The 13,535-nt window shown below is 60.2% G+C and carries 11 protein-coding genes; 10 read left to right on the top strand and 1 reads right to left on the bottom strand.

Annotated elements, in window-relative coordinates; genetic code table 11:
- The first annotated feature begins 541 nt into the window (after positions 1–541).
- The 6 genes from FO013_RS20965 (at position 542) to FO013_RS20940 (ending at position 9,016) form a co-directional block, all read left to right on the top strand.
- The gene (locus FO013_RS20965) at positions 542–1,564 is read left to right on the top strand and encodes a hypothetical protein (protein WP_143924505.1); all 1,023 of its coding nucleotides are present in this window, start codon (positions 542–544) and stop codon (positions 1,562–1,564) included.
- Entirely contained in the window at positions 1,561–1,953 is a 393-nt protein-coding gene (locus FO013_RS20960) for a hypothetical protein (RefSeq protein WP_143924504.1), read from the top strand. The genes FO013_RS20965 and FO013_RS20960 overlap by 4 nt, the downstream gene beginning before the upstream one ends.
- Before the next feature lie 34 nt (positions 1,954–1,987).
- A complete protein-coding gene (locus tag FO013_RS20955; RefSeq protein WP_143924503.1) occupies positions 1,988–3,151 on the top strand; it encodes a hypothetical protein in 1,164 nt (387 codons plus the stop codon).
- Positions 3,152–3,245: 94 nt separating this feature from the next.
- The gene (locus FO013_RS20950) at positions 3,246–5,720 is read left to right on the top strand and encodes an ATP-dependent DNA helicase (RefSeq protein ID WP_143924502.1); all 2,475 of its coding nucleotides are present in this window, start codon (positions 3,246–3,248) and stop codon (positions 5,718–5,720) included.
- Positions 5,717–8,458, top strand: a complete 2,742-nt coding sequence (locus FO013_RS20945) for a helicase-related protein (protein ID WP_143924501.1) — start codon at positions 5,717–5,719, stop codon at positions 8,456–8,458. The genes FO013_RS20950 and FO013_RS20945 overlap by 4 nt, the downstream gene beginning before the upstream one ends.
- 15 nt (positions 8,459–8,473) lie before the next feature.
- Complete coding sequence (locus tag FO013_RS20940) at positions 8,474–9,016, top strand: hypothetical protein (protein WP_143924500.1); 543 nt, start codon at positions 8,474–8,476, stop codon at positions 9,014–9,016.
- 208 nt (positions 9,017–9,224) lie between these two features.
- Here the strand turns inward: FO013_RS20940 and FO013_RS20935 are convergent, their stop codons facing one another.
- Complete coding sequence (locus tag FO013_RS20935; protein ID WP_186293251.1) at positions 9,225–10,514, bottom strand: AAA family ATPase; 1,290 nt, start codon at positions 10,512–10,514, stop codon at positions 9,225–9,227.
- A 355-nt stretch (positions 10,515–10,869) separates the two neighbouring features.
- Between FO013_RS20935 and FO013_RS20930 the strand changes: the two genes are divergently transcribed.
- Genes FO013_RS20930 through FO013_RS20915 form a run of 4 tightly spaced genes read left to right on the top strand, consistent with a single transcriptional unit; the run spans position 10,870 to position 13,197 of the window.
- Complete coding sequence (locus FO013_RS20930; protein WP_143924498.1) at positions 10,870–11,220, top strand: PadR family transcriptional regulator; 351 nt, start codon at positions 10,870–10,872, stop codon at positions 11,218–11,220.
- A gap of 2 nt (positions 11,221–11,222) precedes the next feature.
- Positions 11,223–11,591 carry a DUF1048 domain-containing protein gene (locus tag FO013_RS20925; RefSeq protein ID WP_143924497.1) on the top strand — a complete coding sequence of 123 codons (369 nt, stop codon included), beginning with the start codon at positions 11,223–11,225 and terminating at the stop codon, positions 11,589–11,591.
- Positions 11,588–12,427, top strand: a complete 840-nt coding sequence (locus FO013_RS20920; RefSeq protein WP_143924496.1) for an ABC transporter ATP-binding protein — start codon at positions 11,588–11,590, stop codon at positions 12,425–12,427. Before FO013_RS20925 ends, FO013_RS20920 begins: the two co-directional genes overlap by 4 nt.
- Positions 12,427–13,197, top strand: coding sequence for an ABC transporter permease (locus FO013_RS20915; RefSeq protein WP_143924495.1), 771 nt, complete (start codon positions 12,427–12,429; stop codon positions 13,195–13,197). Before FO013_RS20920 ends, FO013_RS20915 begins: the two co-directional genes overlap by 1 nt.
- The last annotated feature ends 338 nt before the right edge of the window (positions 13,198–13,535 follow it).

The following is a 13,535-nucleotide window of genomic DNA, read 5'->3' as shown; positions in this document are numbered from 1 at the left end:
GGCCCACGATCCTCACCTGCCGGCAAGGGCTGCTCCAGGAGCTCGAGCTTTTGTCTGGGGCGACACGATTGGGCAGCGGCATCCGGGGCACAATCAGGGCTCGTTCGCACGCGTTGAGAACCTCAGTAATGCTTTCCCGCGTTGATCGAAGTCTCCTCGCATCGCCGGAGCCTCCACAGGGGCGCACGGTGGCACGCGAGACCACGAATGTGTATTTGCACGAAGATGGGCATCTGGAGCCTCCTGGGCGTGCCTGAGTGCGGCACAGCGGCATTGCGGGCAATGAGGACGCCTGGCATCTGCGAGCGGACCTCCCGGACGTATTACAGCTCGACATCGATCGAGGCCTTGGCGCGAATCCTTCCGTGGGCGGCCGCTAGTTCAGGAAGGTTGGTTGTTTTCACGGTCGACGTCAATGCGCGCGTTGTGGCCAATTGGAATTCTCGAATACGAGAATCGCGTGTGGTTGTGAAGCCGGTGCATTTGCCCCGGAGCTCGGGGCGTTATCGAGCCATGAGTTTTACCCACCTCTGCCCTGAGTATGAACACAACACGATGCCCCAGCCGCACTCGCGCTCTGACATATTTGTCGAGTTTCGGCGGCCAGTCGACAATCCGAGTACTTCACCCTGCTCGCGTCAGCTTCGCCCAAGGACTCGCCGGGCTCACAGCAGCACATGCGGCGGGAGTCCAATTTGTTCCGCGGACGTTCGTCGACGCAGACGGCTTTCCGCTGGGTCTATGGATTCACGTCCTCCAGACCCGCCACGCCAAAGGAACGCTCAGCCGCTCGGAGCGAGAGGCATATCTTTGTGCATCCGGGATCCTTGACGTTCGCGAACAGCAGTTCATCGATGGCGTGGCCCACATTCAAGCCCATGCCGGAACGAGGGCACCTATCGGAGCCAACCACGCCTGCGACGACGGGTTCCCACTGTCAGGGTTCATTACTGAGTTTCCTGATTCGGTGAGCATCGACCCAGATCGTCGCAAGACGATCGTCAAAGACATCCTTGGTGTCAGCCGCCTCAGTGAGCATCGGTTCTTCCGCACCGGTCGTGCTGCATTGAAAACGAACACCACCGACGAGAGTTCTTCGACTGCCGAGGCCACTAGGCCCCACGAGCCGTTCCGCCTCGACGGAATCTCTGATGCCCAATACCTCAATCTTTACCAGTCGTGGCGCGACCGACACCCTGATCGAGTCGAGGTTCCTATCGACGAACGGTTCGTGGGCTTTCGCCTGGGCAAGTGGTTTTCGACACTGACCTCCAACCGAGGGGCCGAGCGCGCGACACAGCTGCGGTCGATGGTCTCAGCCATTGCACCCAGCGTTCGCTTCCTGTCTCGCACAAGCGTCGAAGAGACTCGAGTTCGTCAAACAGTGACAAAGCTGCGGGGCTTCGCTGTCGCTCAGTCACCCAAGCCCGAGGTTATGCGCCACCTCGCCGCATCCGCCCTCATGACCTCCCCATTGTCCGCCCAAGACGAGGCCGACATCGACCAGGCCGGATACACCCACCTGGTCAACCATCTGCGTACTCAAGGAGCCGCTGCCGCATGAAAACCTTCATCACCCGAATCGCGCCCCCGATTGCCGACACATTCTCCATGGCCATGGGTTCACCTCTCCTGAGGTGGACTGTATTTGGAGTCGTCGCGTGCCTGCACGTCCTGGCCACGTCGATGGTTCCAACTACCCCGTACGACATCGGACTGGCCGCGACACTGGTCCTGCCGGGCATCCTCGCCATGTGGATCTTCGCCGACTTCGCCCACTGGTACCGGTGGCTGGTCATCGCCCTGATCATCATGTGGATCCACCCAGCCGTAGCGATGCTCGCCCTCATCATCGCCGACGTGTGGGCGATGAACCGCCACTACCACGATGGGTCGCGTTACGACACGGCCGAGCCGGGAGCCACTGGGACAGCCCACCACAAGAGGAAGTAGACGCCACAGCCACACCTGAGAGAGGACATGCCCCATGGGAGCCGCAACGACAGCCGAGACATTCGACGCCAAGCAGCGCAAGCAGGCGACGAAAGATCTCAACGATCCATCGTCGATCGGACTACCGGTGCGCAGAGATTGTGTGCCGGGACTGCGCCGGGAGACGATGTTCATCGCGTACCCCTCGACAACCGGGCGGTCAGTGAGAATGTCCTCGGCGCCCGATGAGCGCCCCCGCACGGTCACTAGCACGGTCATTGCCTCGACCTTGTCGACTGAGTACATCCACGAAGAAGTCACTGATACGGATCGAAAGAACCCGTACTCTCCAGCCGATCAGTCCATCGTGTGCTTGGATCGTCGAGTCTTCAACGCGGTCAAGTCCAGCGTGGCTGAATCTAAGAAACTGCCAGACGGGACCAAGCGACAGTTTGAACTGTTGGCCGCTTACAAGTTCTCCTCACGCATCTGCGTCCTCACCGACCTGCTCTACGAACGATTCTGGACTCCTGAAGACGCCCCGGTAGAGACCATCGACTTCTGGTGTGAAGCCTTCGACGTCGAGAACTCGAAGGCCGGGTGGTTCGAACTCATGGAACTGGCCATCTCGCCCATCGAATCCCGCGCCGGATATTTGAAGAAGTTCTACCAGGACCGCCTCAAGGCCGAAGCGTACTTGCTCGGTTCAGCATGGTTCCGGTCGAACGTCGGCTGCTACCGACAGTTGAACTTCCTCGGAGGACTCGACAATGTTCTCACCCACCTTGACCCAATCCTGCGCGAGCGTTCGGTTCTCACTGGTGCCACGACCCGCATCGAGGCAGCACCTGATCAGCAGAGCTTCATCGTCGACGGTCCCTTGAAAACCAAAGTTGACCGATCCTTGCTCATCGTCGCCGACGAGAACATGGGGCCGAAGATGAACCGAGCCAAGGTACGCGAGATCTGGCTCGACGCAGATCGCAAGTCCCGTCTGCGACTCGACGATGAAATCGTCCAGAAGGTCATCTCCACCCCCGCCATGCGCCGGGACCAGATCGGTGGCTACGCCGTTGAGGCCCCGGTCTTCATCGGCAAAGCATCCGCGACCCGCTGGGCACGTCCCGGCAATATCAAGAACTCAGATGGTGAGCCGGTGTCGAAGATCAGTCGCAAGGTTCCCATCCACATCGAACTCGCCGCCGCGATCGATCGGTGAGACATATGCGATGGTGGGCGGTGAGCCACGCCTGCCAGCGCACTCAATAAGAAGTAGAACAATCTACCCCACGAACACAGGACGGAGGCCGAGCGTGGCCGCAACGACAGTGACCGAGAAGCCGAGCACAGGCGCCCAAGCCACCTCCGCCGTGGGCGCAGGTGCTCACACCAGCTCGATCGAATCGTCGAGTGACCTTCTCGCCGCCGCCGTCGACCACAAGCTCGGGGCCAAAGGAAGCCCGAGACGCGGACAGCAAGATCTCTGCGACGACGTGGCTGACGTCATGTCGACCTCAATCACCAACCGTTCGACCGCTGTGACCGAGACTGCGCCACAGCCAGCACTCCTGGGTCGGGCCAAGACTGGCACCGGCAAGTCTCTGGGCTACCTGGCACCTGCAATGTTCCATGCCGCCAAGTACGGCCACCGCACCGTCGTGTCGACGAAAGACCTTGCCCTGCAACGACAGATCGTTGACCAGGATGCACCGCACATCAACGCTGCCCTCGACCAGGGCGGCTATGACAAGTCTGCGGTCACCGTCCTCAAAGGTTTCAGCAACTATGTCTGCCCTCGTTCCCTCATGCTCTCAGTCACCGATGCCATCGACACCACCGCGTCGACCAAACATTCCAGCGTCGTCGACGGCATCGAACGTCTGACAGCACCGCTTTCCAACGATGACGAGGCCGAGAGCACCGATGGCTACGCGGCATTCGTCAAAGGCCGCATGGACAAGTTCGTCACCGAATCCCAAGGACTCCTCGACGAACCCCCACGTGACTTCTACACCTGGGCGACGACAACAGGCATGGACACGAGTGGGCCCAACGTCCACGATCTCTCCGACTACCCACACGCCCTGCCAACACCGGTCAAACTCTCCGCCACCCAGCAGCGCACCGATTGCCCCGCCACCTGCCCTCTGGCCGCGATCTGTCCACCGAACATTTCACGGCAAAGAGCCGCTGATGCCGATGTGATCGTCACCAACCACACGTTCCTGGCCATCCAAGCCGCCGTAGACGCGCCCGTGATCGTCTCGAACAAGACCATCGGCCCCATCGACCACCTCATCATCGACGAAGCCCACGAACTTCCAGCCATCACCCGCAAGCAAGCCTCCGGCGCAGTGTCCTCGCAGATCATCGGCAAACTCGCCAGCACTGTGAGTAAGCTCCTTGATGATGACGAGGCCGCCGACAAAGCCGTCCACGCCTCGTCAGTCGTCCGTGACCTCATGCGCACACACCTGGGCCAGATGATGGGCGAGGAAACTGGCGAGCTGACCATTGACGAAGACACAGATCCAACCGAAGGATTCCGCGCCTCATTCGACAACTGGGCAACGACGACCAAAAACGCACTCCTGGCCGAGAAAAGCGTTCTTGGAATGTCGGAGACTATGAGCCCCGTCCAACTGCGTCGCTCCGATCGCCTGGCCTCTGCAATCCGCCAATTGGCCGAACTACGTGGCGTGCTCATCCAAGCAACTGAACACCGCCCTGGCCGTGCACGGTGGATCGCCAAAGACGACTCAGGCCTGAGTCTCAACACCTCGGCAGTCGGTGTGGCCAAGATCCTCGGCGAACGAGTCTTCACTGGTTATGAGCCCGCCGACCCCTCAGATCTGGCGGCGCAAGCGGCAGAAGATGCCCAGCGCGGTGACTTTGAGGACGATGAGGACCAGGAGGCTCGCGACGTGCCCTTCTGGCGGCAGGGCAATTCCTACCCGCTGTCGGTCACCTGCGTCTCGGCCACCCTGCCAGGTACGTTCCCCAGAGACATCGGCCTCGATACCGACGCCATCGACTACGCATCTGTCTTCGACGACGCCTACGCTGCGTCCGCTTTCTTCTCCCCACGAGTCTCCAACGACGACGGGGGAGTCGACCTCGATAAGCTCTGCCGCGGATTCGGTAGGCGCAAGAAGCTCGACTACGCCAAACACCGGGCCTGGTCGATCGAGACGATGACCGAACTGATCCGCGCCAATGGCGGATCTGCCCTCGTCTTGGCGACGTCGGCCCAGGGCGGCAAAGCGTATGCGCACGCGCTGCGATCGACTCTCGACGTTCCGGTCTATGATCAGTGGTCCTCAGCCGGTGCCAGCGTGCTCAGGCACAACTTCACCTCGAACGAATCATCAGTCCTCGTTGCCACTCGCGGCATGATGACCGGCCTCGACGTCCCCGGTGATGCACTGAGTCTGGTCATCATCGACCGTATCCCCAGAGCACCCATGAACGCAGTCGACAATGCCAGAGCCGACCTCATTTCCTCCGACGGGGTCTCCGGTTTCCTCGAACAAGACGACGTCTACGGCTCCGATGCCGCCGTCCTCCTCGAACAAGCAGCTGGCAGGCTCATCCGTTCAATCACCGACACCGGCATGGTCGCTCTCCTCGATCCGCGAATCTCTCCGAAATCGGACCTGACGAACAAGCGCAACCCGTCCTATCGCTACTACAAGCAGATCATCAAGCCCTTCGGCACGAAACTCTCATCCACCGATGACGCTGTGTCGTGGTTGGCCGGACAGTCTGCCCAGCGGGGTCGGTCATGAAGGCGCGACTGAGAATCGAGGGCACTCTGCGACAGCCCGAGCTTCACGCTGCCTTCGACCGCGAGGCCGAGCACGCTCAGAAGCCCGGCCATTCCCTCATCGATTTCATCAAGTCGATGCCATCACGTCGATGGTCTCCCGAAGATGGCGAATGGATCATCACCGGCACCGGGATCAACCCACAGAAACGCTTCACCCGCGCCGGGTTCACTATTGACCTCGGCGATGACGAGTTCGCCGACATCATCGACCTCGATGATCTGGTCGAGCCGGTGAGCAAACTAGCCAAGAACAAACGTGAAGTCTTCATCCGACCACGACTGCTCGGCTACGAACCCACCCTGGCCCTACTTGGACTCTCGGCATCCTGGGACCGGGATAGACAGCGTTTCACGATCCCCGTGGCCGACATCCTTCGCGCAGGTCAACCCATCGAAGGCATCGACTTCGACGACGAGACCATCGAAGCTGCCCGTGACGCCAAAGGCCGTGTGAGAGTCGATGAGGCAGTTGCTGAGTCGGTGACTGTCTTGGCCTCAGCCAAAGACTCCGCTGAAGCCGGCGAACACATGAACGAGCTCATCGGCCACGTCGGTGACGTGCCCGACTGGTTCGGCCTCGACCTCTTCGCCTACCAGCGCCTTGGCGCCTTGGCGGCCGCATCTGGACAAGGCTATATCGCGGACGAACCCGGCCTCGGGAAGTGCGTTGTCGGGCAGTCGAGAGTCGAAACCATCAACGGTGGGCATGAGATTCAACGATTGTGGGCTGCCCGACAACGTCGGTCATATGTCGACCCGGACGGCGACAACGGCGAACTCATCGACCTCTCGGACAACGAGATCACGGTGCTGAGCGTTGACGCCTCAACCGGACAATCTCGATGGGCCTCAGCCAGCCACCTCTACCGTCAATCTTATCGGGGCCGCATGTTCACGATTGATGCTGACAATGGCACACGCCTGACTTGCTCGCCCAGGCACAAGTTCCTCACTCCAAGCGGCTGGAAGGTGGCTTCGGCAATCGTCGCCGGGACGGATGAGATCTGCGTGCCGAATCACTTGGACCAGGATGCGAACTCGAACACCACAAGCGTTGGCGTGACATCCGTGCACGAGACTCAAGACTTCCGCGGCTTCATCTATGACCTTACGATTCCAAGCACATGCTCCTACGTCGCCGAAGGCATGTGGGTTCACAACACCCGCTCTGCCTTGGCCGCAGCCGCCATCGTCAAGCCTTCTCGAGTTGTCGTTGTCGGCCCGCCAGTATCGCTGACCAACTGGGAACGCGAGACTACCTTCTCCGGCCTTGCCCACGCTTGTGCCGGTGCCATCGGCAGGGACGTCACCGTGACGGAGCCCGGTCAGCCCAAGGACGACGGGGGATTCAGCGCAGCCCACTTCCCGATTCACGGTGACGACGGTGAGTTCGAGAACTTGCCGATCAACAAGATCGTCTCCAGCCGCAAAGTCAAAGACTTCCCCGAGGCTGGAATCGTGATCGTATCCGACGACATGCTTCGCTCGCGCCCACAAGTGCTCTCTGACTTGCAGAAGTGGTCCCCTGAAGTGCTCATCGTCGATGAGATCCACAGGCAGAAGACGTGGGAGGCTGGGAAGTCGACTGCTGTGCGCAGACTCTCCTATGCCTCCCAGAAGCTCACGATCGGCCTCTCCGGCACCCCGCTCGATGGGTCACCAGACCAGTTGGCCAATCAACTTGAGATCACCGGCCACCTCTCTCCGGTCTTCGGCGGCAAAGACGCCTTCCTCAACGAGTACTGCTCCCGCAACCGGTTCAATGCGTTCATGCCGGTGAAGAAGAAATTGCCGAAACTTGGCCGGATCCTCGATGCACACGTGTGGGTGCGGCGAACCAAAGGTGACGTGCTGCCGTTCCTGCCGAAGAAGACCCGCCGCGTCGAGTGGATCGATGTCCCCATGCGTGACTACCGACAGGCCCACCGTGAGTTGCTGATGAAGATCGGCGAGGTCGCTGCCGAATTCCATGAAACCGAGGGCCGGTGGCCCAGCGTCGAAGCCCTGATGGCCGAACTTCCGGACCCCATCAGCCTTTCATCGCCACTGCGCCAGGCGGCAGGAATGGCCAAAGTCGACATCGTCTCCGAGGCCATCGCCGAACACCTGGACTCAACCACCGACGCCGACGACGACACTTACGACCGGCCCCTCATCACCTGGGTCCATCACAAAGATGTCGCCGAGGCCATGATGGACAAGCTGGCTGCCGAGAAGGTTCCAGATGTCCGCCTCATCAGTGGAAAGACTGGACCTGACGAACGCGACGACATCATTGACTCCTTCCAAGCCGGGGGAGTTGGTGTACTCATCGCCTCGATCACCGCCGCCAACACCGCCATCACGCTCACCCGGTCATCGGACATGATTTTCGCTGAAACTGACTGGCGCCCGCCCCAGATCTCGCAGGCCGAAGATCGCGCGGCAAGGATCGGTCAGACCCGGCCAGTCATCGTCACCGCCTATGCAGCTGTCGATACGCTCGACGAGCGGCTCCACGCCTCCCTAGAGACGAAGGGGTCAATACTTGAAGACGTAGTAGTCGGAGGCGACAACATGGTCACCACCGGCACTCAAGGTACGGCAATGTCTCTGACGGACATCATCGTCGATGTCGTTGACCAGGCGATCATCGGGGAGAAGAAGGGCAAACTCGCCCAATGGCGGGCCGAACGCGCGACTGCGATGGCTAGTTGAGGCATAGGACAAGGTATGGACTTCTTGAAATCGGCTCAGTACATCGCCACGGCAGACGAGGGCCCCGAGGTCATCCGCATTGCCGGGGTCGTGCTGACTCTATTGTCACGAACAAAGGCGAAGTCATTGCCTGACCTCAATCGGGCGCTTGATCGCGGGGACAACAACGCAGTACAGGGGATTCGCAAAACGCTGCTCACTGACTGGCAGATGGAAACCATGACAAAGCACTCGGCCATGCTGGCACCGCTGACGGCCGCACCGCTCGTCCACCTCATCTACTGCTCATCGTGTGGCGAACACTGCTATTCGGCAAACGACTACGGCTCCAGATGCCGCATGAGTATGGATTGCAGCGAGAAGACGATCCACAAGTCGAAGAAGGCCACTCTCGTGCCGAAAGGCCAGGCGCCGGCCCCGGCCAACAATGAAGAGAACGAGGCGATCAAAGCACCGCCAATCAACGCCGCAAATGAAGCCGTCGATGACGGTGTGTGGGTCGTTTCCAAGCCTGATGACGACGAAATTTGGGCGATGGACACTGATGTTGAAGAATGAAAGACAGCCATCCTGAGACAGTGTGGTGAGCAGTGAGCGCTAGGCAATCGAATATTGGTCAGTCAGCGACCAATTTGGTCCGATAACGAACTAGTTGACTCCAATCATTCGAATGCATGGAGACGCTCAATGCACCGGCTCAGGATGGTGAAAACGAAAAGGCCGACCAGCAAAATCGCTGGTCGGCCTTTTCTACTGTTCATTGGCCTCAGGCGTTGATAAGCATCCGTCGTACTTTCCGATGGGCCTTGCGCTCAGAGCTGGAAACATCGGCCGATGCGATCGACAGCTTCCAATCCTCACATGTGATGAATGACAGGTGCGCGGTGTGACGCGAAAGCATCACGCACAGACGACCCGGCGACGAATGGTGGTCGGTGACGGCCTTGACCCCGGCGAATGGATCAAGGGCGACCACGGCAGGCCATTGGCCACCTTGGAGGCTGTCAGCCGTACCGACAGTGATCATGGCACTGTCGTAAAGGTCGAGCAATCCTGCCAGCCGCGACTCAACGTAGGACCGCTGGGCGTTATGAGCGACCACAACGGCCATGTGGCGACCGGCGAGATACATGTCCTCGACGTTGCCTTCGTCGTCGACTTGAACGTACTTCTTGCCCAAGAGCTCGACGACCTTGTCACAGACCTCATCGAGGAGGTCTGGATCGTGGGCGACTGGGGCTGTGGCGACAACGGAGGTCTCGACTTCGGCATGACCTTCGACGTACTTCTCTGAGCGCTTGGAGTCGAATGGGAAGTCGTAGAAGTGCTGGATGATGTCAGTTGTTGTCTGGCCAAGACGGTAGGTGTGATCCAGCGACAGGACGACAGCTTCGGGATCACGTTCAAAGGCGATCGGCGCCGGAATGTGCGGGGGAGTGTGAGCACGGTCGAAGACTTTGGTGTCGACAGTGACGACTGGACCGATCTGGCCGGGATCTCCCACGAAGAGCACTTGATCAGCCTTGTCGATTGCGGCAATGGTGTCTGAGAACGAGGACTGGTAGGCCTCGTCGACGATGTAGAGGCCACCGTCGCCCTTCTCAGTGTTCTTCCGACTCATGCCAGCAGAGGCGATGGTCTGAACGGCAATAGCACCGGTGCCCAATGCGCTGCCGAACCCGACGCGCTCAGCCCAGGCCTCAGGCATGATCTTAGATGATGCCGCGACTACAGAATCGGAGCCGAATGCCTCGGCAATTCGGGTGATGAGTGCCTGGCCGGATCCATTGGTGGGTGTCACCACTGTCACCGGCAATGTCGGCAGCTCCGAGTGGAGGTAGTAGGCCAACCTGGCGACAAGGGTGGACTTGCCAGCACCGGGAGGTGACTTGATGATGGTGGTTCGGGTGCCCTTCCATACGTTGTAGAGGGCGTGGGCGAAGACTGAGCCGGGCTCAATGGGCATCGGCCCGATCAGTGGCTTCTCGGCCGTCTTCTTCGGCTGGCCAGCCTGGTCATCGGTCGTTGATCCCTTGACCGTCACTGAGGGCGTCAAGCCAATGTCTGCAAGTGATAATCCCGTCATACTCGTTACTGATGTGGGATGCGGCAGTGGCTCGACGACCTCAGCGGGGACGGTCGGAGGCTATTCGGCGTATCCGCGGATCTTGTGTTTGGGACCACCTGCACCTGAGTACGACTCTTGGTAGTCGCCCAGCCTCGTGGACTGAGCATGGCTACTGTGCTCCAACGTCGGCACCGTTGATGCTCGATCAAGCACTCTCGTAATGCGCGTAGCCCAGCGATATCAACGGCAATGCGTTTTCTCCAACTACTCAGTGCTGCTATTTACCGGTACTGCTGCTTACTATGTACCAGTAGTCAATGATACTGAGTAGAGAGAGGGGCGGATGGGCAAGCAAACAACCGAGATGCTCAAAGGCACCTTGGAGGGCATCGTGCTAGCGATCCTTGCCGGCCGGGCCGCGTACGGATACGAGATCACCAACTGGCTGCGCGGGCAGGGATTCACCGAAATCGCCGAAGGCACCATCTACGCCCTGTTGGTGCGGATCGAGCAGCGCAGCCTAGTCGACGTGGAAAAGGTTCCGTCGGCGAAGGGACCACCCCGCAAGGTCTACGCACTCAACGCCGACGGCCAGGAATCCCTCAACGAATTCTGGAAGACCTGGAGCTTCCTCACAGAACGGATCGAACAACTCCACGATCAAACCACCCGCCCACAGGAACAAGGAGATTAACCATGGCCGCACATTGGATCGAGATGATCACCGGATCGCCTAAGGACAAGAAGCGCTGGCGCACGTACAAAGAACGAGTTCAGCAACTGCCGACAAGCTATCGCACGGCCGTCGAGGGAATCGAGCGCTACCTGATGGTCACCGGGCCCGCCGATGGCGACTACTTGCTTGACATGGTCGACGACCTCGCCGACCTCTTCGAGCAGGCTGCGGCCGACGCCACACCGGTCCATGAGATCGTCGGCGACGACCCGGCGGAGTTCGTCGACACGTTCAAGTCCAACTACGGCCTGGCCGCTTGGGTGAGCAAGGAGCAGCGCAGGCTCGCCGAAGCAATCGAACGCGCCGAGAGTGAGGAGGAGCCGCGATGACCGCCACAGTAGAGAATCCGAAGGTGTCAGCAGCGATTAGGGTGCGCGGCATTGAGAAATCGTTCAAGGATCTGCCGGTGTTGCGTGGCGTCGATTTCGAGGTGGCACGCGGCAGCATCTTCGCCTTGCTCGGCTCCAACGGAGCCGGCAAGACGACCCTGGTGCGGATATTGTCGACGCTACTCAAAGCCGACGCCGGCACCGCAGTCATCGAGGACTTCGACGTTGCCGCTGAGTCCCTGCAGGTAAGGGAGTCGATCAGCCTGACCGGCCAGTTTGCCGCAGTCGACGAGGTGCTCACCGGCCGAGAAAACCTGATCCTGGTCGCCAGATTGCGCCACCTGGAGAAGCCAGACCAGATCGCCGACGACCTGCTGGCCCGCTTCGCCCTGACCGACGCGGGGTCCAGGAGGGCCGCCACCTACTCCGGCGGGATGCGTCGACGGCTCGACATCGCGATGAGTCTGATCGGCGACCCGCCGGTCATCTTCCTCGACGAGCCGACCACCGGACTGGACCCGCAGTCGCGCAATGAGGTCTGGCAGACCGTCCGACATCTGGCCGACAACGGCACCACGGTGCTGCTGACAACTCAGACCCTGAACGAGGCCGAGCAGCTGGCCGATCGGATCGCGATCTTGCACCGCGGCACGATCATCCAGAACGGCACCTTGGCCGAACTCAAGCAGCTCCTCCCACCAGCGACGGTCGAGTACGTCGAGAAACAGCCCTCGCTCGAGGACGTCTTCCTCGCCCTCGTCGGCGAGGCCCCCGTATCCGACACCGAAACTGACTTGTTGCCCGACGCGGCGATTCAGCAGCGAAAGGAAACCTGATGGCCACCCATGTTCTGGCGGACACCGGCGTCCTGACTGGACGCTCGCTGCGCCACATCCTCCGTAGCCCGGATACGATCATCACCACTGCGGTCATTCCGATCGCGCTGATGTTGCTGTTCACCTCCGTTCTCGGCGGCGCAATCAACACCGGCAGCCAGCAATCCTACGTCAACTATCTTCTGGCCGGAATCCTGCTGATCACTATCGCCTCCGGCATCGCCTACACTGCCTACCGACTCTTTCTGGACATGCAAGGCGGCATTTTCGAACGCTTCCAATCCATGCCCATCGCCCGCTCCAGCGTTCTCTGGGGCCACGTCCTCACCTCCCTGGTCTCAAACCTGGTCTCGGTCGCCATCGCCATCGTCATCGGCGTCGCGCTAGTCATGGGATTCCGAACAGGCGCACCGATTGGAATCTGGCTCGCGGTAGTGGGCATATTGGTGCTCACAACCCTCGCCCTGACCTGGATTGCGGTGATCGCCGGGCTGACTGCCAAGACCGTCGACGGAGCCAGCGCGCTGAGCTATCCGCTGATCTTCCTGCCGTTCATCAGTTCGGCCTTTGTACCGACCGCTTCAATGCCCGGAGCTGTCGCTTGGTTCGCCGAGAACCAGCCAATCACGTCCATCGTGAACACGATCCGGGCGCTCTTCGCCCAGCAACCGGTCGGCAGCGACATCTGGATCGCTCTGGCCTGGCTCGTCGGCATCCTCATGGCAGCCTACGCGTTCGCGATCGTCCTCTACCGACGAAAGATCCGCTGATCCGCGATCGACAGTAGAGCACAACCGGGACAGCCTCTACTGTTACATCTCTGGGCCGCTCATCAGGAATCAATTCAGGTCAATTGTCGAGCAAACCGGGTTTGAGTGCCAGACTTGTCCGTCTCGTTCAAATGCAGACAATTGCCGATTCGGGTTTGACTTTTGGCTCGCCGGCACGATCTAACGGGTCATGGCGATTACGGATGAATCTCTAGCGCTGAGACTTGTGCGTGGTTTGTCGGAAGGTAGCCGCGTGTGAGGTTTCTCCGCAATCACTTCTCGGCTCGTCTCGGAATGTTACCGACGGCTCGGCAGTGGTTGCCGCCCTCGGTGGCGCG

It is taken from the genome of Brevibacterium aurantiacum (genome assembly GCF_007558825.1).
Classification (GTDB): domain Bacteria; phylum Actinomycetota; class Actinomycetes; order Actinomycetales; family Brevibacteriaceae; genus Brevibacterium; species Brevibacterium aurantiacum_A.
The sequence above is the reverse complement of the archived record's forward strand: the minus strand, read 5'-3'. Positions and strand labels throughout refer to the sequence as shown.